This window comes from Pseudomonas sp. rhizo66, assembly GCF_031931925.1.
Classification (GTDB): Bacteria; Pseudomonadota; Gammaproteobacteria; order Pseudomonadales; family Pseudomonadaceae; genus Aquipseudomonas.
Genome location: NZ_JAUJWZ010000012.1, coordinates 93,979 through 116,868, shown reverse-complemented (window position 1 = coordinate 116,868; position 22,890 = coordinate 93,979). Strand labels below are relative to the sequence as shown.

Below are 22,890 nucleotides of genomic sequence, written 5' to 3'. Positions count from 1 at the left end.
GTGTCCGGGTGATGCCTTGAATCAAACGCGGTTCTTTGTAGGAGCTGCCGCAGGCTGCGATCTTTTGATCTTACTGTTGATCTGGAAAATCCAAAGATCAAAAGATCGCAGCCTTCGACAGCTCCTACAGGGGGTGGGCCAGCTCCAATTTCGCGGTGCTGCTCCTGGTGTTGGGGTTGAGGATCAGTTGTGCGGCTTTCTCGGCAATCATCAGCGTAGGCGAACAGGTGTTGCCCGAGGTAATGCGCGGCATGATCGACGCGTCGGCAATGCGCAGGCCGGGCACGCCGTGGACGCGCAGTTGCGCATCGACCACTGCATCACCGTCATTGCCCATGCGACAGGTGCCGACCGGATGGAAAATCGTCGTACCGATCTTCGCCGCCGCTTCCTGCAACTCTTCATCACTTTGCAGGCTGGCGCCGGGCAGATACTCGACCGGTTTGAACGCTTGCAGGGCAGGGGCACTGACGATGCGCCGGGTCAGGCGAATGGCATCCGCCGCCACGCGTAAATCTTCAGGGTGACTGAGGTAGTTGGGCTGAATCAGCGGCGCCTCCTGCGGGTCCGCCGAACGGATTTCGATGCGCCCACGACTCTGTGGTCGCAGATCACACACCGACGCGGTGAACGCCGGGAAACTGTGCAACGGCTCGCCAAAACGCTCCAGCGACAGTGGTTGCACGTGATATTCCAGATTCGCCGAAGTCTGCTCCGGCCCCGAACGCGCAAACGCGCCCAACTGACTCGGCGCCATCGACAGCGGCCCGCTGCGGTCATACAGATAGCGCAGGCCCATGCCCATCTTGCCCCAGACACTGCCAGCGATCTGGTTCAGCGTGCGGGCATTTTCCAGTTGGTAGATCAGGCGCAATTGCAGGTGATCCTGCAAATTTTCGCCGACGCCCGGCAGCTCATGAATCACGCCGATGCCCAAGCGTTCGAGCAGAGGCCGCGGACCGATCCCGGAGCGCTGCAGAATGCTCGGCGAACCGACCGCGCCGGCGCACAGGATGATCTCTTTGCGCGCCTTGAACTGCTTGCTCTGACCTTCATGACGCGCACTGACCTTCGAGGCGCGTCCGTCCTCCAGCAGTACCCGATCCACCTCAACCCCGGTCAGCACCGTCAGATTCGCCCGATCGCGTACAGGCTTGAGAAAAGCCTTCGCCGCGTTCCAGCGCACGCCGGATTTCTGGTTGACCTGGAAGTAGCCGCAACCCTCGTTGTCGCCCTGATTGAAGTCGTCGATGCTGGCGATGCCGCTTTGCTCGGCGGCACTGCGAAAGGCATCCAGAATCGGCCACGACAGGCGCTGTTGTTCGACCCTCCATTCACCCTTGGCACCGTGAAATTCAGCGTTACCGGCAAAATGGTTTTCGCTTTGTTTGAACAGCGGCAGCACGTCGTTCCAGGCCCAGCCCGGATTGCCCTCGGCAGCCCAGCCATCGTAGTCGTTGGCCTGGCCGCGCATGTAGATCATGCCGTTGATGGACGAACAGCCACCGAGCACTTTGCCGCGCGGATAACTCAGCGCGCGGCCATTGAGGCCCGGTTGTGCTTCGGTCTTGAAGCACCAGTCGGTGCGCGGGTTACCGATGCAGAACAGGTAACCGACAGGAATGTGAATCCACGCATAGTTGTCGCGTCCGCCGGCTTCAAGCAACAGCACGCGCTGCTGCGGATCCGCTGACAATCGATTGGCCAGCAAACACCCGGCAGGGCCGGCGCCGACCACGATGTAGTCGTATTCATCAAGGGAAGTCTGCATTCCCTGACCTCGCTTTTTGTTTTTATTGTCGGACACTCTAGTTGTTAGCTTTCGTTAAAAGAATGTTAGTTTTTGCGCAGCCGCTGTGCGTTTTTAAACAGCCTGCATTGACCATCGCCGACAAGGACACGCCATGTTCGACTGGAACGACCTGCGGTTTTTTCTCGAACTGCAACGCAGCGGCCGCCTGCTCACCGCCGCCCGCCGCCTCAACACCACCCACGCCACCGTCGCCCGCCATATCGAAGCCATCGAAAAAAGCCTCGGCACCGCGCTATTCGTCCAGCACGCACAAGGCTACGAAATGACCCCGGCAGGGGAGGCGCTGCTTAAACACGCTGAGGCGATGGAAAACGTGGCGTTGCTGGCGCAGGAAGAGATCACCCAATCCACCGCGCCGCTGGGCAAGATTCGCGTCGGTGTCACCGAAGGGCTGGGCATCAAGTTTCTCGCCAGTCGCATGATCGGCTTGTTCGAACGCTATCCGGGATTGGAAGTGGAACTGGTCGCGGTGCCGCGCTTTGTCAGCATCCTCAACCGCGAGGCGGAAATCAGCATTCATCTCGAGCGCCCGGCGGCGGACATGCTGGTCACGCGCAAACTCACCGACTATCGCTTGGCGCTCTACGCCAGCCAGCGCTATCTCGATAAAGCCCCGCCACTGCACAGCCGCGAAGACCTCGGGCGGCATGCGTGGATCGGTTATGTCGACGATTTGCTGTTCAGCCAGGAATTGATGTTTCTCAACAGTTTCTGTCGCAGCCCTCGGGTTGTGTTTCACAGCACCAGCGTCATCGCGCAGCAGGAGGCGGCGCGGTCGGGATTGGGCATTGCGGTGTTGCCTTGCTACATGGCCGAGTCGGATCCCGATCTGGTGCCGTTGCTGCCGGATGAAAGCATCGAGCGCAGCTATTGGATCAGCACGCGGCGCGAGTTGCACAAGTCGGTGCGCCTGCGGGTGGTTTGGGATTATGTGGTGGGGTTGTGTGAGGCGGAGCAGGGGTTGTTGCTTAACCTTTGAGATCAAAAGATCGCAGCCTACGGCAACTCCTACAACGATTTCTGTAGGAGCTGCCGGAGGCTGCGATCTTTTGATCTTGTTTGACCGTACATATGGATATCCGTATATTCGGATTTCCATATGTGTCGAGCCTATCCCATGATCACCCCCACCGAAGTCTTCAAGAGCCTCGCTGACGAAACCCGCGCCCGCGCCATGCTGCTCATTTGCGATCAAGGTGAACTCTGCGTCTGCGAGCTGATGTGTGCGCTCGACGACAGCCAACCAAAAATCAGCCGCCACCTCGCGCAACTGCGCAGCAATGGTTTGCTGCTTGATCGCCGTCAGGGGCAATGGGTCTATTACCGCCTCAACCCTGATCTTCCTGCGTGGGTGCGCGAAATCCTGCAAGTGACGTCCAAAGCCAACGCCGATTGGCTCAAGGACAACGCCGCCCGTCTGCAGAACATGGACGGTCGTCCGGTTCGCGAAGCTGCCTGCTGCTGAGGAAAGAGAAAACATGCGAGTCCTGTTTATGTGCACGGCCAATAGCTGCCGCAGCATCCTGTCCGAAGCCATGTTCAATCATCTGGCGCGCCCCGGATTCGAGGCCGTGAGCTCCGGAAGTTTCCCCAAAGGCCAAGTGATGCCACGCAGCCTGTCGACGCTGCAAAAGGCTGGCATTGCCATCGATGGTTTATCCAGCAAGGGCAATGACGCGTTCGAAGACAATCCGCCAGACATTGTCATCACCGTCTGTGACAAGGCCGCCGGTGAGAGCTGCCCGGTGTACTTCGGTCCCGCGCTCAAAGCCCATTGGGGCCTCGAAGATCCCTCGGATGTGATCGGCGACGATGCCGCCGTGGACGCGGCGTTTGCTGCCACGCTGGCGATCATCGAACGGCGCTGCGCGACCTTTCTCGGCCTGCCATTTAAAGCACTCAGCCGCGCTGATCTCCAGCGTGAGCTGGATCGTATCGGCTCTCTCTGAGCTGGAGGACACATGTCAGAACACCTGCCCCATCTTGATCATTCGCTGTTCGAAGGAGCATCCCCTTTGGGCGAGCAGAAACCCCGCATCCTGCTGCTCTACGGCTCGACCCGCGAACGCTCCTTCAGCCGTTTGCTGGTAGAGGAGGCCGCACGTCTGCTCGAACACTTCGGCGCCGAAACGCGGATCTTCAACCCATCCGGTCTGCCACTGCCTGACGACGTTCCGGTCGACCATCCCAAAGTGCAGGAACTGCGCGAGCTGGTGCTGTGGTCGGAGGGTCAGGTCTGGTGTTCGCCGGAACGTCATGGCGCGATGTCCGCCGTGTTCAAGGCGCAGATCGACTGGATCCCGCTGGAACTCGGCGCCGTGCGCCCGACCCAGGGCAAGACCCTGGCGGTGATGCAGGTTTGCGGCGGTTCGCAGTCGTTCAATGTGGTCAATCAGTTGCGCGTATTGGGTCGCTGGATGCGCATGTTCACCATCCCCAATCAATCCTCGGTGCCGAAGGCCTACATGGAATTCGACGACGCCGGGCGGATGAAGGCGTCGCCGTTCTACGACCGTGTGGTGGACGTGATGGAAGAGCTGGTGAAGTTCACCGTGCTGCTGCGCGATCAACAGGCGCATCTGGTCGACCGCTATTCCGAGCGCAAGGAAAGCGCCGAGCAATTGATGGCGCGGGTCAACCAGCGCTCGATCTGAGGCCGTCCCTCGGCGAGGGACGGCTGCGTTCAGTCGACCATTACTTGCGGTGACACCACCCAGACGCTGCAGGGCATTTTGTACAGCAACTGTTCCACCGTGCTGCCGATCAACCGACCCAGGCCACGATGGCCGATCCGGCCCATGACGATCACGTCGATGTCATAGGCATCGGCGTAGCTGCACAGCACTTTGGCCGGATTGCCCATGATCATGTGCTGGCGTTCCGGCGCGATGCCGTTGCGCTCGGCCAATTCGCGGAACGCATCACCTTGCGCATCGAACAGGGTTTTCGCCTTGCCCGGGGTGAAAAACGTCGAGGCGTTGCCAAAACCGAACTCGTCGGCGCTGATCGATGACAGGTCATAGGCGTAGACCACGTCCAGTTCGGCGGCACAAAGGCTGGCCAGTTTCGCGGCCTCGCGCAGGATGCGGTCGTTGAAATCCGCGTATTGATCGTCGCGATGAAACGGATCGATCGCCGCCACAATCCGCCGTGGCCGCGCATGCTGAACATGGCTGACGAAGTGCAGCGGCACCCGGCATTCGCGCAGCAAATGAACATCGAGCGGGGTGAACATCAGCCGTGACATGAACGAGGCGTGCTGCAGATCCTTGATCAACAGGGCCATCGGCTGCTCCTTGAGGTGAATCTGGATCTCGCGCAACGGATTGTCGACCCACACCACTTCCGTGGTCACGGTCACGCCGAGGTGGCGCATCGGTCTGGCCTGATCCTCCAGCCATTGGTGGTGGCGGTCGACATAACCCAGGCGCATCTGTTCCAGGGCCTGTTCGTTGACCAGTCCGGCGGTCGCCAACCCTTCGAGGAAATCGAACGCCACGATATGCAGCGCCGCGCCCGATGCCTTGGCCAGTGCCGCGGCCCGATCGAACGCAGGGCTGTGCTTCATCAGCGGTGAAGCTACCAGCATGAAACGTGCTTGCTCGGACATGACGAATCTCCTGTGGGTAGCGGCATTGCACGGCGGGCGCAACGGCACCAGCGGCGTCAGTTCATGCTGCTCCGGGCTGCGTGGCGCGGCTTGATCTTTGTCAATGACGCAGCCGAGCAACGCCCGCGCCCGACGGGCGGTAACGGCGCGTGCAATCCTGCAGGGGTTGATCGTTATCAACCTTGTGTCGATCAATTCGGCGCAGCCTTGGAAAGGTGCTGAACTCACTGCAAACACCTGCACAGGAGTCTTGATCATGGCCATGATGAAAGCGGCGATATTCGTCGAAAAGAATCGCATCGTGCTGGATGACAAACCGATCCCCGAGGTTGGTCCGCTGGACGCGCTGGTGCGCATCACCACCACGACGATCTGCGGCACCGACGTGCATATCCTGCGCGGCGAGTATCCGGTGGCCAAAGGCTTGACCGTCGGTCACGAACCGGTGGGCGTGATCGAGAAACTCGGCTCACAGGTGCGCGGATTTTTCGAAGGCCAGCGAGTGATCGCCGGCGCCATCACCCCCAGCGGTCAAAGCTACGCCTGCCTGTGCGGCTGCGGTTCCCAGGACGGGCCGGACACTCGCCACGGCTTTCGCGCCACCGGTGGCTGGAAATTCGGCAATATCATCGATGGCTGTCAGGCGGAGTACGTTCTGGTGCCCGATGCCTTGGCCAACCTGTGTCCGATCCCCGACGGATTGAGCGACGAACAAGTGCTGATGTGCCCGGACATCATGTCCACCGGGTTCTCCGGCGCCGAACGCGGCGAAGTCAGTATCGGCGACAGCGTTGCGGTGTTCGCGTTGGGGCCGATCGGTCTGTGTGCGGTAGCCGGGGCGCGGCTCAAGGGCGCGAGCGTGATCATTGGCATCGACGCGGTGGCCGAGCGCATGAGCGTTGCGCGGCAGTTGGGCGCGACCCATGTGGTCAACTTCAAGGACGGCGACGTGGTCGAGCAAATCATGGCGTTGACCGACGGGCGCGGCGTGGATGTATCCATCGAAGCCTTGGGCACCCAAGGCACATTCGAGTCTGCGTTGCGGGTGTTACGCCCGGGCGGACGCTTGTCGAGCCTGGGGGTTTACGCGTCGGACCTGCGTATTCCCTACGATGCCTTCGCGGCAGGGCTGGGTGATTACAGCATCGTCAGCACCCTGTGCCCCGGCGGCAAGGAACGCATGCGCCGGTTGATGGCGGTGGTGCAAAGCGGTGGCGTCGATCTGTCGCCGTTGGTGACACACCACTTCAAACTGGACGATATCGAAGCCGCGTATGAACTGTTCGCGCATCAGCGCGATGGGGTGATGAAGGTGGCGATCACGCCGTAACGGCAACGCGCCCCGTACCGTTGGCGGGTGCGGGGCGCGGGGATCGCTATAGACTCAGGCGATGAATGACTTGGTGCGGATCATCAGGATCGCTGTGGGTTTCAAAGCCCAGTGAACGGGCGAGGTCGCGCATGGCCGTGTTGCTGGCTGAATCCACCGAATACAGATGCTTGAAACCGTGGTGCCGGGCGGCCTTGATCAAGTGTTGCATCAGCAACGTGGCCAGGCCAAGGTGCATCCACTCATCGGCGACCGTCACGGCGCATTCACAATCCTGTTCGCCCGTGGCGGCGTAGCGGCTGATGCCGATCTCGATCAATTCGCCATTTTCATGAACCAGTGCGACGTAGGCCGCGCGTTGTTTGTAATCGACGTCCATCAACTGATCGAGCAACGCGGTGCCCGGCTCACTGATCTGCGCGAGAAACCGCAGGTGCCGGGACTCGGGCGACAAGCGCTTGATGAACGCGTATTCGCGTTCGCGATCCTTGGCGGCCAGTGGTCGGATCAAGACGTGGCGGCCGTCCTTGAGCGACTCGATCCAGTATTCACCTTGATGTGCGGCATAGATCGTCGCCGCGCGGTCATTGTGGTCTTTGACAGTGAGCATGAGGTGAGCCTCCATCGGCTGAACGAGCAACGCGCCGGGCAGTGCGCTGAGGTCTGTTCTACGCCGGTGGCAACGCCGGGATCTGATCTGGATCAGATTCCGGCGCGAGGCCACTGTTTTTACCGGCCGATGGCGCTTCTGGCGCCGCAATCAGGCTCAGGCCGGCGGCGGCTCACGGGTGCTGCGTTGCGCAGCGGAGCGCGGATGCCCGTCGGGAATCGACAAGGTCGCGCGTAAACCACCTTCGGCGCGGTTGACCAACGTGATTCGCCCGCCCAACTGCGTGGCGATGGTGTTGACGATCGTCAGCCCCAGCCCCGCGCCGTGGGCATTGCCGCGACTGTAGAAGCGTTCGAACAAGCGCGCCCGATCTGCTTCATCAATGCCCGGTCCCTGATCTTCAACGCTCAAGTGGTAGAAACCCTCGGCCTGGCTGAGCAGTACGGTGATCACGCCGTGTTCGGGGGAGAAGTTGGCAGCGTTGGTGATCAGGTTGTTCAGGGCAATGTCGATCGTGCCGGGGCTGGCCATGATGTTGAACGGCTGGGCGCTGTCTTCAAAGGCCAGCTCAAGGTGTTTGCTCAGCAACCACGGCGTCAGTTGCACCAGGCTGTTGCGCACGGTTTCGCTGAGGTCGATGGGTTGCAGCGGCGGCGGGTTGGGTTTCGGTTCCAGGCGCGCCATGGTCAATAACTGGTTGACCAGGCGACTTGTGCGGTCGACCCCGGCGATCAGAAACGCCAGCGATTCGCGGCGTTCCTGTTCGGTGCCGGCCTCCTGAAGGTTCTGCGCATGCACCCGCAGCACCGCCAGCGGCGTGCGCATTTCGTGGGCGGCATCGGCGATAAAACGCCGTTCGCGGCCGAGCACTTCCTGAATCTGCGCGAGCATGCGGTTGAGCGCTGCCTGCATCGGTTCCAGCTCACTGGGCAGCGGCGCCAGTTGCAACGGTTCCAGCGAACCGCTGTGGCGGGCGCGCAGGGTCTCGGCCATGTTCGCCAACGGCTTGAGGCCCCAGCCGATCGCCAGCCAGACCATCGCCGCCAGCAGCAAGCTGCCGACCATGTTCGGCCACAGGGTGTGACGGACGATGCGGTCGACCAGATCAGCGCGCACATCGTCGCGCTCACCGACCCAGATGCGCAGGTTGTTCTGCGGGTCTTCGAGAAGAAAGGCGCGCCAGTGACGGTTGTTCAGATCCACCACATCGCTGAAGCCCGGCTGCGTTGGCGGTGCACTGAAGGACGGGGCGCTGGCGGTGTGCACCAACACATCCCCGGCAGGATCCCATACCTGAAAGGCGATTTTCCGTTCGTAGGGATGACCTTCGCCGCGTGGCACCGCTTCGCCCAGCGCAGAATTGAACGCTTGATAAAGTTCAGCGTGCTGCTTGCCTGCCAAGGGCATGCGCATCACGCCTTGCAACAAGCGAGCGTTCTGCGCCAATTGCGCGTCGTACACCTCGGCGATTTCGTGGTTGCTGTCGTGCAGGTTGAAGGTACTAAGAACGGCGAGACCGGCCAGCAACAGGCCGATGATCAGGGTCAGCGTGCGGCGGCGGATCGAGGTCATCGACGCTCCTCCACCAGATAACCCACACCACGGATGGTGCGGATCAGGTCGGTGGAAAATTTCTTGCGCAGATGGTGGATGTGCACTTCGAGGGTGTTGCTTTCGGCTTCTTCATTCCAGCCGTAGAGCAGTTGCATCAGTTGATCGCGGGTCATCACCCGGCCCGGTGGCGACAGCAGTTCGTGCAGCAACTGATATTCCTTGGGCGTCAGGGCCACGGGTTGGCCCTGATAGCTGACTTGCTGGGTGCCGGGGTTGAGGCTGATGCCGGCATGTTCGATCAACGCCTGGGCGCGCCCGGCACTGCGCCGCAACAAGGCGCGCAAGCGTGCCTTGAGTTCGTCCAGGTCGAACGGTTTGATCAGGTAGTCGTCGGCCCCGGCGTCGAGCCCGGCGATGCGATCTTCAGTAGCGTCACGGGCAGTCAGAATCAGCACCGGCAGATTCGAACCGCTGTCGCGCAGGCGGCGCAGCACTTGCAGGCCGTCCATGCGCGGCAGACCGAGGTCCAGCACGGCGACATCGAAGGTTTCACTGAGCAGCGCATGCAACGCACTGCTGCCGTCCTTGAGCCAGTCGACGGTGTAACCCTCGCGGCCCAGCGCCTGATGAATGCCTTCACCCAGCGCCACGTCATCCTCAACCAGTAATAAACGCACGCGGACTCCTGTCAGTCGAGTTTCTTGTTCACGTCCAGCAGCAGGCTGGCGATTTCTTTGCGGCGCCCGGCATCGGCACTTTCCCGGCCCGGGCGCGGCGCGGCTTGCTGGGCTTTGAGCAGCGCTGCTTTGGCTTCAGCGTAGCGCTTCTGACGGTAGAGGTGATCGCCCCAGAAGTACAGACTGTCGATGCCATTGGGGTTGAGTTGCAAGGCTTGCTTGAGCAGTTGCTCGGCCTTGTCGCTGTCGCCGAAACCGATGGGCCAGCCGGGCACGCGGTCATACAGCGCGGCGAGGCTGGTGTAGGCCGAGCCTTGCAGGGCTTTGGGGTCGAGGGTCAGGGATTTCTCCAGATCGGCCTTGGCATCCTTGGCTTTGCCCAAGGCTCCGAGGCCACCCTCGGCACCGGCCCAACTGCTGGTGACGATGCCTTTCCAGATCCACGCTTCGGCCACCGCCGGGCGCTGCGTGGTGAACGCGTTGGCCTCGCTGGCCAATTGTTCGAACGCGGCGGCGCGTTGTTTTTCCGCCACTTCATATTGGATGTGCGCCCAATTCTGCTGGATGCCCTCGAGACGTTGCTGGTCGGCGGGTTCCAGTGCCCAGACGCTTTGACTCAGGGCAGCGAGTAACAGGCATGCGGATAGTTTTTTCATGGTTTTGGCGACTCGTTGTCAGGTTTTTCACTGAGGCGGCGGATCAACGGCAACTGCTTGCGCAGGCCGCGATCCACCAGATGCGGGAGCAAATTGTTCAGGCGCACGAAGAAGCGTTCCGGCCAGCCCAGGTAGAGATCGCGACGATCACCGGCAATCGCATGGATCACCGCCGAGGCCACGGTTTGCGGGTCGTCGACGTTGGCCTTGAGCGCGTCGTTCAACGCTTGCGCGGCGGCGCTGTTCATCGAGGTGCGCGTGGCGCGGGGCGCGACGTACAGCACGCTGACGCGGGTGTCGGCCAGCTCCCGGCGCAGCGCCTCGGAAAACCCGCGCAAAGCGAATTTGGTCGCGCAGTAACTGGCGTAACCGGGGTAGCCGATCGAGCCATAGGTCGAACCGACGTTGACCACCATCGCGCTGTCGGCCTGCTTGAGCAGCGGCAACAGCAGTTTGGTCAGGCACATCGGCGCACTGATGTTCACCGCCAGCATCGCGTTGATGTCGCTGTCATCCAGCTGTTCAAGCATGGCGAAGTGATTGACCCCGGCGGCATTGATCAACAGGTTGATACCGCCGATGGCTTCGGCGGCGACCAGCACTTTGCGCCGGTCGCTGAGGAAGGTCAGGTCAGCGGCGACCCAGCACAACGAGTCGGGGTAGCGCTTGAGCAACGGCAGCAGTGCCTCCTGATGCCGCGCCACGGCCAGCACGCGGGCGCCGGCAGCGCACAAGGTTTCGGCGATGGCCAGACCGATGCCGCCACTGGCACCGGTCAGTACCACCCGCGCGTCACGCAGCTGCATGTTGAGCCTCCGCGTCACGCGGCAAGCCACGGAACATGTCGGTGTACAGGCGATAGACGACCTTCGAGGCATGGATCACGGCGGCTTGATCGTCAGGATCTTCCAGCTGATTCATCAGGCGCCGATAGGTTTGCATGTGCTCGATGTCGAGCGAACCGTGGGAACTCAGGTAACTGAACGCCGTTTCCGGCAACGCCAGACGCTCGCGAATGCTGCCCGCCGCGTGGGTGGCCAGGGCGATGCTGGTGCCTTCGAGCACGTTGACCATGCCGAACAGACCCACCGGATTGCCCCGGGCGATCAGGTCGTAAAGGAAGCTGACCATCAGTTCGATCGACAACGACGGCTGACCGTCGCGCACCGCATCACGGTCACCGCCACACGCGGCGATGTCGTTGAGTACCCAGTGCTCGTGGCCGTATTCGTCTTCGATGTACTCGGCCACCGCTTTGCGCAGCCATTCCAGACGCGTCGGCAGGCGTGCGCCGCAAGCCATCATCAGCGGCACGGTGTGGCGCACGTGGTAATACGCCTGCGCCAGAAACGCCCGATAACTGTCGAGGCTGACCTTGCCTTGCAGGGCATCGACGATGATCGGCAGGTTGAACAGTTCGTGGCGTTCCTGTTGCGTGGCTTCTTGCAGGGTGTCAAAAAAACTCATGATGCGGACTCCTCGGAAACAGCGGATTCGGTCAATTGGGTGTGGTACTGCGCGACGATGGCGTCGCGGCGCGGGCGGCCATTGGCGGTGAGCAAGCCATTGGCGGCGGTGAAGGGGTGCGGCAGGCGCGTCCACTGATGCACCTGGGCGTAATCGGGCAAAGCCTCGTTGGCTTCGGCGACGGCAGCGGCCAGTTCGGCATCGGTGCAGTCCGGACGATGTGGCCAGAGCAGGGCGTGGTTATGCGGCAAGGCCTCGCCGTAGACGAACGCCTGAGCGATGTGGCGGCGCTGGGTCAGCTCGGACTCGACCCATTCCGGGTTGACGTTGCGCCCGAAACTGGTGACGAACTGGTGCTTCTTGCGGCCCTTGAGATAGAGAAAACCTTCCGGGTCGAACTCGCCCAGATCGCCGCTCGGCCACCATTCCTCGGCGTACGGCGCGTCGCCCAGATAACCGAGCAACGTCGAGCCCTTGATCAGCACTTCGCCGTCCTCGGCCAGGCGCACTTCGACATGCGGCAACGGCCGGCCGACGCTGCCGGGGCGGCGCGCGCCGGGGCGATTCAGGCACACCACCGAGGCGCATTCGGACAAGCCGTAGCCTTCGTAAACCGGCAGCCCGACCCGTTGCGCACGGTGCAGCAGATCCTCCGACACTCGCGCACCGCCGACAGCGGCAAAGCGCAGGGTTTGCGGGTCGAAGGCTTTCTGTTCGGCGGCGCTGACCAGTAACAGCAGCAACTGCGGCACCAGGATCAGACTCTCCGGCGCACGGCTGGCCAGATAACCGAGCAAGCGCGGAATGTCGACGCCGCTGGCGCCTTGAATGCCGAGGGTTTTCTGGCTCGGTACACTGAGCGTCGCGCCGGCATACAGCGCGGCGTAACAGCCAAGGTTCTCCAGCAGAATCGCCAGCGGCAACAGCGCCAGATGATGCTGCGGGCCGGTCACTTCGCTGGCCTGATGCAGCTCCCGGGCCACCCGCAGCAGGCTGTCGGCGCTCAGGCATACACCTTTCGGCGTGCCGGTGGTGCCGGACGTGAAGGTGAGTTTCGCGGTGCCGGCCGGCATGCGATTCGGGCCACTGAACGCGCGGCACCAGAACTCGCCACGTTGTTCATAGCCAGCTGCGAGCAGTTCGGCGCCCAGTTCCGGCTCGGCGATTACCCGTTCGGCCTGGCTCTGTTGCAGACAATGAGCACGTTGCGCCGCACTGAAAAACGGCGGCAGCGTCACGCAGGTCAGGCCCTCGAACAGCACGGCCAGATCCCACAGCATCGCGTCGACGCCATTGTCCAACGCCAGTGCAATCACCTGCGCTTGCTCATCGCGCAAACGCTCCTGGCGATACAGCACCTCGGCGTACATCGTGGCGTAATCGAGTTTCAGCGTGTCGCCCCACAGGGCCGTCGCGTTGTCATTGCGCCGGGCATGGTCGCGCAAGGTTTCCTGGAAGCGTTGCAGTTCAAGCGACATGACAGGCTCCTTCAATCGAGCCCGGCAAACCCAGGCGGGCAAACAGACCGATATCGCGCAAATGGACGAACCCGGCGCGGATGTTGCCGACGTGCACCCAAGGTTTGCTTTCGTAATAACTGCCCCAGTGTTGACGCTCGTCACCCAATCGTTCCGGGTCAGCGGCGCACAATGTCACTGGCTTCAAACCCAGGCGATGGAAGCTGTTGACCAAGCCGATGTTGCCGGTGAACGTCACCCATTCCAGGCCGCCCATGGCCAGCAGATAGGTGATGGCGATGATGCTCAGGCGCGCGCTGCCGGTGTCGCTGGCGGCGAGGTTGCCGACTTCGACGATGGCGCTGCGCTCGACCGGACGATCTGCCGCCGCGCTGATCAACGGCTCGATCGGCTCATCCAGATAGCGCTCGAGAAACAGTGATTCCAGATGCGCGCGACGCACCCCGGCCACGGCGCACAACTCGCCTTCGCCGTTGTGCATGCCGAACAGCTCGGGCATGAAGTGGCGGATATCGGCGCCATGGGCCTTGCGAAAGCGTTGCTGGATAAAGCTCTCAAACGACGCTCGCAGAGTGTCGTCGGGCAGCGCGCCGGTCAGTGTCATCTGCGGTGTTTCGGCTTGACCGAAGCGCAGGGGCAGGGGGATGTTCCAGTCAAAATCGGGCATGGGCAGAACGCCTCCCTCAATAGGTTTGAGCGGAGTATCCAAGCCATTTCTTAACGAAGTCTGAAGGTAAAAAAAGGTTAACCTGAGGGTCTGTCTTCAGACTCTCTTAAGACTGGGCGGGCAGGGTAACGCCGTCGGTTCGCCCAACAACCGGAGCGAGGCGGTCGAACGAATTGGCCGTCACTCATGACAATCAAGAGGCGCAGCTTATGTCCCGCGACATCGCCGTAACCCGTTACGGAAAACTCTCAATCACCCTGCACTGGCTGATGCTGGCGCTGTTTGTCGGCGTCTACGCGTGCGTCGAAATCAAGGGCTACCTGCCCAAGGGCAGCGAAGCGCGCGGCTTGCTGATGGGCTTCCACGGCCTGTTCGGCGCGAGCATCTTCGCCCTCGTGTGGATCCGCCTGCTCGGCCGCCTCACCCCGCGCCCACCGATCACCCCCAAGCCACCGGCGTGGCAGACCGGCATTTCGCACCTGATGCACCTGGCACTGTACGGGCTGATGATCGCCACCCCAATCCTCGCCTGGCTGATGCTCGCGGCGGGCGACAAACCCTTCCCGTACTTCGGCTTCCACGTCCCGGCACCCGTGGCCATCGACCCGGACTTCGCCAAGCAACTGAAGTACTGGCATGAACTGATTGGCAGCGCGGGTTACTGGCTGATCGGGCTGCATGCGCTGGCGGGGTTGTTCCACCATTATTGGGTGCGGGATAACACGCTGGTGCGGATGCTGCCCGGCCGCACCGAATAACCCTGATCCACTACACCCCCTGTGGGAGCGAGCCTGCTCGCGAAAGCGGTGTGTCAGCCTACGATGATTTTGGCTGACAAGGCCCCTTCGCGAGCAGGCTCGCTCCCACAGTTTTTTGTGGTGTCTGGCAGAGCGGGGCAGTTGCCGGAACCGCACTTCGCGTCCACTCTATGACCTGCCGACAAGGAGCGTCCGCCGACCCTCCGTCGTGACCACAGGGAGCTTGCAGCATGAGCGAAGACAACAAGGTAAAAGGCCCGGCGTCGTACTTCCCCTCCATCGAGAAAAAATACGGCCAGCCCATCAATCACTGGCTGAACCTGCTCGCCGGTATCACCGACAAGAAACACATGGAACTGGTGGCCATGCTTAAAGACGAACACGGCATGGGCCACGGTCATGCCAACGCCTTGGTTGCGCATCATCTGGCGGGTAAAAAGTGAGGGCAGGGCAGCGATGAATTTCTCCCACCGGCCAGTGACGGCCGACGACGTCAACACCCTCTGCAGCTTTCCCCAGGGCGAACAAGAGTTGTTCTTCATGTTCCCGAAAGCGAACTTCCCGCTGACCGAAGAGCAGATGCACAGCGCAATCAGCCAGCGCTTCGACTCCACGGCTTTTCTGGCCAACGGCGAGTTCGTCGGCTTCGCCAATTTCTACCGCGCTGAGCACGATGGCATCTGCTGTATTGGCAACGTCATCGTCGCGCCATATGCCCGTGGCCAGGGTGTGGCGCGGTACATCGTCGAAACCATGACCGCGCTGGGTTTCGAAAAATACCAGGCCAAGGAAGTGCAACTCTCCTGTTTCAACGAAAACACCGCTGGCCTGCTGCTCTATCCGAAACTTGGTTTCGTGCCGTTTTCCATCGAAGAGCGCCCGGCGCCAAATGGTGGACGATCCGCCCTCATCAACATGACACGCCACCGACCATAGCCATCCCCCAATCCCTGTGGGAGCCGGGCTTGCCCGCGATGACGTCAGCCCGGCCGCCGCGAACCCAGAAGCCCAACACAAAACCTGTGGGAGCGAGCCTGCTCGCGAAGACGCCAGCCCAGCCACCCCATCAACCACTGACCGAAATAAACAGTAAAACCACAACTGTTTAAATGAAGCCTCAAGTAAACACCGAAACCCTACAACGCCTTGCGCCGTTACCTACGACTAAGCCAGAATCCGCCGGCTTGTGCGTCTAGGTCGCGGGTTCTATCGTTTGTCGGTCGCTGAAAAACAGTGATCGGGTTTGGTAGCCCTGAGTTTTCGTAGATTGCATAAGCATCATGATTCGCAGTGTCTGTTCGACACGGCTTTATGGTGGTCATGCACAGGGCGTCTTCGGGCGCGCCGGTTTTCTACGTCCCGGTCTACCAACCTGCGCATGGCCGCCACCCTCGTTTGGTAGCGAGAGTGATGGCTCCTTTTTTTGACGTAGGAGCTTCATCAATGATCAAACCAACACCCAACCCACCCGAAACCGACCCCACATCCCCCTACGAATCCCCCGATTCCAAGCGATTCCACGAAGCCGCCGAACGCGCCCTCGACCACTACCTCAAACCCGCCAGCCAAATCATGGCCAGCACCCAACAACCCGAACGCATGTACCTCGCCAACCCCAAGTACAACAGCGAATCCCTGCTCGCCAACGCCAGCGAAACCCTCGGCTCCGCCAGCGAAATGCTCCTCAACTTCGCCGCCATGCTCGACACCCCGCACCGCAAAACCGCACTGGGCATCGCCCAAGTCGTGATGCTCGGCGAAATCGCCGTCAACCAAGCGCTGGATAACGTCGAAATCGCCAGTTAACCCCCACCTCGACGAGGGGAAACCCTCGTCGAACCCCGCTGTCACACCCCGGCTGGCACACGGCCACGGCTTGCGCCCCCCAGCCACGGCTGTCACCCTTCGGGCCGTTCTCAAGGATCAGAACCAGGAATCACGGATGAGTGGCTACGTACCCAACCCCCCGAAAAACTACCGCTACGAAGAAGCCAAACCCGTCGATATTCACGCCCAGCGTTGGGCGGAATATGAGAAACACGGGAAAGAACCTGCGCGCGAACCTGAGAAAATCGGGATTGCGTTGAGGATTGGGGTTTTCTTTGATGGCACTGGGAATAATGCGAACAACACGGCGGCGGGATTGCTGTGTGGGGCGCAGCATCCCATAGCTCCCGAGGATATCCCCGCCAGTTGTCAGCCCTATATGGGGGATCCGGACAGCAGTTATGGCGCTGGCGCGACCAACATAAAAAAGCTTGCCGACCTATATTACGAAGCTCCGATTGCTGAAGGAGAGGGACCGATAAAGCAGGTATCCCGCCCTTTGTACATTGAAGGCATTGGTACTCAATCCAATGAAGAAGACAGTTTGGTCGGTCAAGGCATGGGGCGTGGAGAGACAGGAGTCGCAGGGCGTGTTCAGACTTCGTTTACCTTCATCAAACAAGTCCTTGAGGATGCCCTTCAAGAGAATCCCGGCAGTGAAATTACATCTATCACCTTTGATACTTTCGGATTCAGTCGAGGCGCAGCGGCAGCTCGCCATTTCTCAAATGAAATCGTAAGAGGCAAGCAGGGGCCGCTTAGGGATCTATTGGCCACTTACGCCAATAATTTCTCCCGGACCTTTGTCGACCAGTACGGTGGCAGCATCCGAATGGGCTTCATTGGGCTGTTCGATACAGTGCCGTCAATTGCAGGCTTCACGAATTTTGGCAGGGTGAAAAGCCCCATAGCACCGGGCGTAAAACTGTACCTTGATCCGCGTTTTTTCAAGGACGTCGTCCACTTGGTTGCGCGCGACGAATGTCGGGCCAACTTCGCCCTCAGTAACGTCAAACCCGACTATCCAGAATACGCATTTCCAGGTGTCCACTCGGATATCGGGGGCAGCTACCTCGATGAAGTCGAAGAGTGTGTTTTGGTCAGTCCTATGCAAACGCTTGATGTTTGGAGCAACACTGACGTGAAAACAACCTCGATCTATCAGGATGCCGCTCGGGTAAAAAGTCAGTGGGTAGCCAAAGGCTGGCCTGCTCATCTTTTGGAAATCGTAACGCCCACTGCGCTTGCTTTGCCGGCCGATCCGCAAGATCGTTTCGGGCCTAAGCAAAAACGCGTATACGCTGGGCTACAACTCAAACGCCCGGTTAGTGGCAAACTCTCAACGGTTTACTTGAGAGTGATGTATCAGTTGGCCAAAGAAAAAGGTGTCCCGTTCACCGACATTCCTGGACGAACCGAGTATGCCGTTCCTCAGGAACTGCAATCGCTCTGTGACAGGTTCATCGCCGGCGACTACAGCACCACCGCAGAAGAAGAGCAATTGCTGAAACTGAAATACATCCACACCTCTGCCAACTGGAATCACCCGCAAGGGAGACGTGACGGCAGCGGTTTGAGAGCCGTTTACATCAATGCACCCACGGACGATGGCATTCGCGTGCAGCATCCTCACGTAGCTGATTGGAAGCTTTGGTAATGAGAATACTCGTAGCTCTATTGGGCGTTTTGGTCTTCACCGGCTGTCACGCGACAAGCTCCACCTCAGGTGAAAACGATCCCAAATACCCTTGGTGGGAGCTGGCGTTTATCAAACCCAATTTCATGAATGTGTGGGTTGAAGACAGCTCTGTGGAAGACATTGACGGTAAGACCTTTCTGCGAGCCGGGGGAGGGAACGCCAGCGGTGCAGAGCCGAATGACGACAAAGAATCGGCGCGCGGTTGGATAGGTGTTGGTGGTACAGGCAAACCGGTTATTGGGGCAGGGCTACCTAAGCGGATCTTTGTCCGCTGGCAATCGATTCCAGAGCAAAAAACTTACCGGGCGTGGGTAGATATCCCTGAAGAAGCCAGGCAAGTGATGGTGACGTCTACCCATCAGCGCTGCCCGGAAACTCCCGAGAAAACAGCACGCTTCATGGCCTCCGTCTATTTGGGACTCGCCCCGGGTGGTGTGGTGCAAGTGTGGGTAAGAGATTTATGCCGTCGCCCAGTCAAAGTCGCTCGTGCCCAGGCTGAGTTGGAGCCGCTGGGGCCCGAGTTGGGTAAGAATGGTGGTCAGTATGCTTATCCCATCAGTGAAAAGGCCAAGCGGTATATCGACAAGTACGGCATTCCCTATGGGAGTTGGTAGTCGTCATCCGTTGAAACAGCTGATAACGATGTTTGTTGCTCTGTTGATTACCGGTTGCCAGTCAACTGATCCGCTTTCCACAAAAAATGATCCTAGGTCTCCATGGTGGGAACTCGCGTTCACCGAGCCTAATTACATGAAGGTTTGGGTCGAGGACACCGCAGTAGAAGACATCAAGGGAAAGACCTTTTTGCGCACTGGCGGAGGATCCGCCTCAGGCGGCCAACCGGAAGACGGCACTGACTCTGCCCGTGGTTGGCATGGCGTGGGAAGCACCGGAAAAGCTGTTGTTGGTGCTGATCTTCCCAAACGGATCTATGTCCGTTGGCAATCCATTGCTGAACCGCAAACGTATAAGGTCTGGATCGATATTCCAGAGGAAGCCAGACAGCTCATGCTTGAGTCCGTCAACCAGCGCTGTGCAAAAACACCTGAACAAAAGGGGCGTTATAACGCGTCTATCCACTTGGGCCTGGCGCCCGGTGGTGTCGTGCAAGTCTGGGTCAGAGACTCATGCCACCATCCTGTCAATGTCGCCAGAGCACAGGCGGAGATCGAACCGCTAGGGCCTAGTCAAGGCAAAAACCAAGGACGCTACGCGTATCCCGTCAGCGAAAAGTCCAAGCGGTATATCGAGAAATTTGGCATCCCTTACGGGAGTTGGTAACCGTCCGCCAATGAAGCAAATCATATTAATTTGGAGTGTTTTACTGGTAGCTGGATGCCAGGCTACCGACCCATTTTCAGCCGAGAACGATCCGAGATCCGATTGGTGGGGACTGGCCTTCACTGAACCGGCTTACATGAAGGTTTGGGTAGAAGACAGCACAGTTCTGGACATCAAAAACAGGACGTTTTTCAAGGCAGGCGGGAGAACCGCTGCCGGAGGTGAATCAGAAGATGGCACAGAGTCTGCCCGAGGTTGGGGTACTGTCAGTGGTTCCGGTATGCCGGTAATCGGTGCCGATCTTCCCAAACTCATCTTCGTCCGTTGGCAGTCCATATCAGAGCAGAAGACCTACAAGGGTTTCATTGAAATCCCAGAATCAGCCAGGCAATTGATGGTTGACTCAACGCACCAACGTTGCCCGGAAACTCCTGAAAGAGCTGCACGATACATGGCGTCGCTGTACGTGGGTCTGGCCCCAGGTGGCGTATTACAAGCTTGGGTCAGAGACTCATGCCATCGCCCGGTCCAAGTCGCTCATTCTCAAGGCGAGATTGAACCGCTAGGCCCGGAGCAAGGGAAGCGCGGTGGACACTACGCCTATCCGGTGAGTGAAAAAGCCAAGAGGTATATCCACAAGTTCGGCATTCCGTATGGAAGTTGGTAGGAAAGAGGTAGGAGTCATTTCTCTTGCCTGCTTTCAGTGGCGTTTTCTGGAGTGAATCACCTTTGACAGCCACCGCGTCAATGCTGAGCTCAACGAAGGTCCGCTTTCGGCCAAAAGCGGACAGTCTCACTGGGACTGGGCTGGCGCGCTGAAAGCGCGTCCGGCGAGCGGGCTTGAATGCCTTGCTATGTATTCCTTCGCCGAGTAAGCGGGAAGACAAATGGCTTTTCTTGAGTTAAATTTATTTCGTTTAGCTTGTATTTAAGTCTAATATCACTACAACTAAATCGTCGAATTAGGTTCTCCACTTTAATATCACTTAGCTTGTGATTCCAAGGGTGAATTATAGAGCCACCCCTAACTTTATCGAAGCCATACTTTTGTCCCAGAGCTACAGTGATAGTATTTTCAATCTCTGTCACCCAGAAACAATCGCCAACTGATCTAAAGGCCGCATGTAAGTGAGTTGCTTTTCTCTTTCCCGTGAGGCCGCTCTCTATATATTTGATGGCGCCATTTTTATTTAATGTAGAGTAAGGGCTTTTTTTACCATGGCTTCGCAGCCTTGATCTCAACCCTTTAGCTGTACCCACATACCATGAGTTCAGCTCAAGCTTCAAAATATAGATATACCAATTTCTAATTTCTTCACTCCTTTTCCGGAATCAAATTGCCCATAACGATTAAGCTAAGTCTTCTGAAACACTACTCGATTCGCACTGAGCGTGTCCATTACAAGTGAGTTACGCCGCAGTGCAGGATTAGGTCTGCTGAGGTCGAAGCGTCTCATGCAGGTATTTAGCGGAGCGAGGGGTAACCCAAAACGTCCGCTCTCGGCCAAAAGCAGCCGTTCATGGTTACCGCTCCCGCCCGCAAACAGTAGACGCAGGAGACAAGCGTCAGTCATTTCCATAGTCTGGTTCGTAGCTAATCTCACGCTCGTCAACTTCAACAATTTCCTCACTCAAACCGGCAGCTGAAAGCTCATCAGTGCCCACAAGGTGCAAATTGCATTGATCACAAATGAATTCAACTGGAGAATAAGTTGTCTCAACCTCTTCATAACCAGGACTCACTTCCTCCTGATCATCCGTCAGCTCTTCATAGTCTTTGTCCCCGCCCAACACTGCAGTGCATTGGCAAGCTGGACATTGGCGAGTCCAATATCGAGCGTACCTTCCACTTGTTAGGCGATAAAGATGCCACCAAGAGCGCTCCCCGGATTGAGATCTTTGATCTTCCAATGTTTTTGGAGCCCGCCTCTTGCCATCGGCGTCTTTGCTAAAATTGTCTCGCGCATGCTCAATTTTTTGCAATGCGGATTGACACTTGAGATGAGACAAATGATTTATAAGTTCTTCTTTCTCTGCAGCCGCACCGCCAATGAAATCTTCAAGATCTTTATTCGCTGCCTGCAAAATTAATCGCACTGCATGCCACAACTTCCCCTCCCACACTTCCAAGCTAATCCCAATATATGCAGCGTGCCCTGAATGAAGTTCGGCATTGCGGCGATCGGCCAAATCTTTGCATGAGTTATAAGCTAAGGAGTTGAATCCTGGAATGACATGTTTAAGGCGCAGGAACACTTCATTGGCATCAATGGTTCGAACAGCCGTAGCCGTCGATATACCGCATGCTTCCAACATGCTATTAGAGTTTTTAGGGTCCACGACCAGGCTCGGGTGGATCCTTGCCAGTGCGAACTTACCAAGCAACTCAAGAGCCAAAGTTGCCCATAGTTGGTATGCATCCTCCGCGTCAACTTCCTTAGCCTCAAGCGCGCGCCGGGCGTACAGCGCTGCTTTGCCATAAAGCGCATCATCTGAAAGTGCAGGCGGAATCGTTCGTGTCGCTCCACGTCTAGTTGTATTCATATCCAATCCTTCAATGAGATGCGCAAAAGGGTGCGATGACCGATACCAGAGGCATTACCCCGGCGGTGAAGTACCGTCCAATTGTCAACTATAAGAATTACACCGGCTGTCCACTCCAGATTCAAAGACGGTTGAAGTGAATGTGACTCTAATTCCTCGAATATAGTACTCCCCTCTTCTGTATGTGCAGTCATACAAGCCGGATCGAAACGAATCCACGTTCGATCCGTATTGGCTATCGTGGAATAAAAGCTTGAACGTCCATTCTTTACTGTGAAAGTTTCGCGGCGACTTGCGAGAAGTGGAAACCCTGCATCTTTGACTTTCAAAAGCTGCGTTGGGGGTGCTCCACCTCCGTTAATTGAGTGACAGCCTAAAATCAAATACCGTGGTGGTATCGGCAGATGTGATCCATCAACATGCCAAGGCTGAGCACCTGCTCCAGAAAAGCGACTTAACGAGCTTAGAGGAGCTTCATCGGCTCTCAGCGTCTTCAACGTTTCTAAAACCTTTCTATTTCGCCCGGCTACAACCGAACCTCCCATATACAAAGCGAGCTCCTGCATAGTCTGTGAAACTGACATGGAAGGTCTAGCATTTAAAGAAACATAGCCATGATTGCGAATTGCTGCATGCAGTCCATCGTAACTGTGATCCATACCTATGACTCTTATAGTGTTTCATATTCGAAAATATTAATTTCAGCGCCATCGCGGCCGTATGATCATTCTCGGAATGCGTCCCCTTCCTTTGTAGTGCACTTTTCCGCATAGAGCAAATTAACTGCCATCTGTAAGGCAGAATTCTTAAACGTGGTGATATTCAACTGACAGAATGTGAGACTTGGTCGCCACTGAGATGCGGACACTGAAGAAGACATTCTCTAGCGACGCAATGAAAAAATACCGTGTGCGAGGGA

General features: G+C 58.5%; 25 protein-coding genes. 13 read left to right on the top strand and 12 right to left on the bottom strand.

Going from position 1 to position 22,890, the window contains the following annotated elements; all coding sequences use genetic code 11:
• Window positions 1-124: 124 nt before the first annotated feature.
• Window positions 125-1,771, bottom strand: coding sequence for a GMC family oxidoreductase (locus tag QZR14_RS15990; protein WP_311997077.1), 1,647 nt, complete (start codon window positions 1,769-1,771; stop codon window positions 125-127).
• Between the two features lie 133 nt (window positions 1,772-1,904).
• Between QZR14_RS15990 and QZR14_RS15985 the strand changes: the two genes are divergently transcribed.
• From QZR14_RS15985 to arsH, 4 genes are all read left to right on the top strand, one after another.
• Window positions 1,905-2,792, top strand: a complete 888-nt coding sequence (locus QZR14_RS15985; protein WP_311997076.1) for a LysR family transcriptional regulator — start codon at window positions 1,905-1,907, stop codon at window positions 2,790-2,792.
• Window positions 2,793-2,930: 138 nt separating this feature from the next.
• Window positions 2,931-3,278, top strand: coding sequence for a metalloregulator ArsR/SmtB family transcription factor (locus QZR14_RS15980; RefSeq protein ID WP_311997075.1), 348 nt, complete (start codon window positions 2,931-2,933; stop codon window positions 3,276-3,278).
• Window positions 3,279-3,291: 13 nt separating this feature from the next.
• Window positions 3,292-3,762: an arsenate reductase ArsC gene (locus tag QZR14_RS15975; RefSeq protein ID WP_311997074.1), complete on the top strand. Its 471-nt coding sequence runs from the start codon at window positions 3,292-3,294 to the stop codon at window positions 3,760-3,762.
• A gap of 12 nt (window positions 3,763-3,774) precedes the next feature.
• The gene (arsH, locus tag QZR14_RS15970; RefSeq protein WP_311997073.1) at window positions 3,775-4,467 is read left to right on the top strand and encodes an arsenical resistance protein ArsH; all 693 of its coding nucleotides are present in this window, start codon (window positions 3,775-3,777) and stop codon (window positions 4,465-4,467) included.
• 29 nt (window positions 4,468-4,496) lie between these two features.
• On the opposite strand, the gene QZR14_RS15965 is transcribed toward arsH, so the two are convergent.
• The gene (locus tag QZR14_RS15965; RefSeq protein WP_311997116.1) at window positions 4,497-5,423 is read right to left on the bottom strand and encodes a universal stress protein; all 927 of its coding nucleotides are present in this window, start codon (window positions 5,421-5,423) and stop codon (window positions 4,497-4,499) included.
• 256 nt (window positions 5,424-5,679) lie between these two features.
• Here QZR14_RS15965 and QZR14_RS15960 point away from each other — a divergent pair, with 256 nt between their 5' ends.
• Window positions 5,680-6,753 (top strand): NAD(P)-dependent alcohol dehydrogenase, encoded by a 1,074-nt coding sequence (locus QZR14_RS15960; protein WP_311997072.1) that lies wholly within the window; start codon window positions 5,680-5,682, stop codon window positions 6,751-6,753.
• Window positions 6,754-6,799: 46 nt separating this feature from the next.
• Here QZR14_RS15960 and QZR14_RS15955 read toward each other — a convergent pair whose 3' ends face one another.
• The 8 genes from QZR14_RS15955 to QZR14_RS15920 all read right to left on the bottom strand — a co-directional run bounded on the left by QZR14_RS15955 (window position 6,800) and on the right by QZR14_RS15920 (window position 13,862).
• Window positions 6,800-7,363, bottom strand: coding sequence for a GNAT family N-acetyltransferase (locus tag QZR14_RS15955; RefSeq protein ID WP_311997071.1), 564 nt, complete (start codon window positions 7,361-7,363; stop codon window positions 6,800-6,802).
• A 156-nt stretch (window positions 7,364-7,519) separates the two neighbouring features.
• On the bottom strand, window positions 7,520-8,935 hold the full coding sequence (locus QZR14_RS15950; RefSeq protein ID WP_311997070.1) for an ATP-binding protein: 1,416 nt from the start codon (window positions 8,933-8,935) through the stop codon (window positions 7,520-7,522).
• Window positions 8,932-9,594 carry a response regulator gene (locus QZR14_RS15945; protein ID WP_007910671.1) on the bottom strand — a complete coding sequence of 221 codons (663 nt, stop codon included), beginning with the start codon at window positions 9,592-9,594 and terminating at the stop codon, window positions 8,932-8,934. The genes QZR14_RS15950 and QZR14_RS15945 overlap by 4 nt, the downstream gene beginning before the upstream one ends.
• An 11-nt stretch (window positions 9,595-9,605) precedes the next feature.
• Window positions 9,606-10,250 (bottom strand): tetratricopeptide repeat protein, encoded by a 645-nt coding sequence (locus QZR14_RS15940; protein WP_250606747.1) that lies wholly within the window; start codon window positions 10,248-10,250, stop codon window positions 9,606-9,608.
• On the bottom strand, window positions 10,247-11,056 hold the full coding sequence (locus QZR14_RS15935; protein WP_123448905.1) for an SDR family oxidoreductase: 810 nt from the start codon (window positions 11,054-11,056) through the stop codon (window positions 10,247-10,249). Before QZR14_RS15935 ends, QZR14_RS15940 begins: the two co-directional genes overlap by 4 nt.
• Window positions 11,043-11,717 (bottom strand): TenA family transcriptional regulator, encoded by a 675-nt coding sequence (locus tag QZR14_RS15930; protein WP_311997069.1) that lies wholly within the window; start codon window positions 11,715-11,717, stop codon window positions 11,043-11,045. Before QZR14_RS15930 ends, QZR14_RS15935 begins: the two co-directional genes overlap by 14 nt.
• A complete protein-coding gene (locus QZR14_RS15925) occupies window positions 11,714-13,195 on the bottom strand; it encodes an AMP-binding protein (RefSeq protein ID WP_311997068.1) in 1,482 nt (493 codons plus the stop codon). Before QZR14_RS15925 ends, QZR14_RS15930 begins: the two co-directional genes overlap by 4 nt.
• Complete coding sequence (locus QZR14_RS15920; protein WP_250606745.1) at window positions 13,185-13,862, bottom strand: thermostable hemolysin; 678 nt, start codon at window positions 13,860-13,862, stop codon at window positions 13,185-13,187. Before QZR14_RS15920 ends, QZR14_RS15925 begins: the two co-directional genes overlap by 11 nt.
• Before the next feature lie 209 nt (window positions 13,863-14,071).
• Here QZR14_RS15920 and QZR14_RS15915 point away from each other — a divergent pair, with 209 nt between their 5' ends.
• The 8 genes from QZR14_RS15915 to QZR14_RS15880 all read left to right on the top strand — a co-directional run bounded on the left by QZR14_RS15915 (window position 14,072) and on the right by QZR14_RS15880 (window position 20,094).
• The gene (locus QZR14_RS15915) at window positions 14,072-14,620 is read left to right on the top strand and encodes a cytochrome b (protein ID WP_311997067.1); all 549 of its coding nucleotides are present in this window, start codon (window positions 14,072-14,074) and stop codon (window positions 14,618-14,620) included.
• A 230-nt stretch (window positions 14,621-14,850) separates the two neighbouring features.
• Window positions 14,851-15,063: a DUF4287 domain-containing protein gene (locus QZR14_RS15910; RefSeq protein WP_311997066.1), complete on the top strand. Its 213-nt coding sequence runs from the start codon at window positions 14,851-14,853 to the stop codon at window positions 15,061-15,063.
• 13 nt (window positions 15,064-15,076) lie between these two features.
• Window positions 15,077-15,556 carry a GNAT family N-acetyltransferase gene (locus QZR14_RS15905; RefSeq protein ID WP_311997065.1) on the top strand — a complete coding sequence of 160 codons (480 nt, stop codon included), beginning with the start codon at window positions 15,077-15,079 and terminating at the stop codon, window positions 15,554-15,556.
• A 507-nt stretch (window positions 15,557-16,063) separates the two neighbouring features.
• Entirely contained in the window at window positions 16,064-16,426 is a 363-nt protein-coding gene (locus QZR14_RS15900; protein WP_016982978.1) for a DUF6124 family protein, read from the top strand.
• Window positions 16,427-16,562: 136 nt separating this feature from the next.
• Window positions 16,563-18,104, top strand: coding sequence for a DUF2235 domain-containing protein (locus tag QZR14_RS15895; RefSeq protein WP_311997064.1), 1,542 nt, complete (start codon window positions 16,563-16,565; stop codon window positions 18,102-18,104).
• On the top strand, window positions 18,104-18,760 hold the full coding sequence (locus QZR14_RS15890) for a DUF2931 family protein (RefSeq protein WP_311997063.1): 657 nt from the start codon (window positions 18,104-18,106) through the stop codon (window positions 18,758-18,760). The genes QZR14_RS15895 and QZR14_RS15890 overlap by 1 nt, the downstream gene beginning before the upstream one ends.
• A 28-nt stretch (window positions 18,761-18,788) precedes the next feature.
• Window positions 18,789-19,427, top strand: coding sequence for a DUF2931 family protein (locus QZR14_RS15885; RefSeq protein WP_311997062.1), 639 nt, complete (start codon window positions 18,789-18,791; stop codon window positions 19,425-19,427).
• Between the two features lie 10 nt (window positions 19,428-19,437).
• Window positions 19,438-20,094, top strand: coding sequence for a DUF2931 family protein (locus tag QZR14_RS15880; protein WP_311997061.1), 657 nt, complete (start codon window positions 19,438-19,440; stop codon window positions 20,092-20,094).
• Between the two features lie 899 nt (window positions 20,095-20,993).
• Here QZR14_RS15880 and QZR14_RS15875 read toward each other — a convergent pair.
• Together QZR14_RS15875 and QZR14_RS15870 are read right to left on the bottom strand one after the other, a co-directional pair.
• Window positions 20,994-21,971: a hypothetical protein gene (locus QZR14_RS15875; protein ID WP_025109714.1), complete on the bottom strand. Its 978-nt coding sequence runs from the start codon at window positions 21,969-21,971 to the stop codon at window positions 20,994-20,996.
• Window positions 21,968-22,630 (bottom strand): TauD/TfdA family dioxygenase, encoded by a 663-nt coding sequence (locus QZR14_RS15870; RefSeq protein WP_081794851.1) that lies wholly within the window; start codon window positions 22,628-22,630, stop codon window positions 21,968-21,970. Before QZR14_RS15870 ends, QZR14_RS15875 begins: the two co-directional genes overlap by 4 nt.
• Window positions 22,631-22,890: the final 260 nt, after the last annotated feature.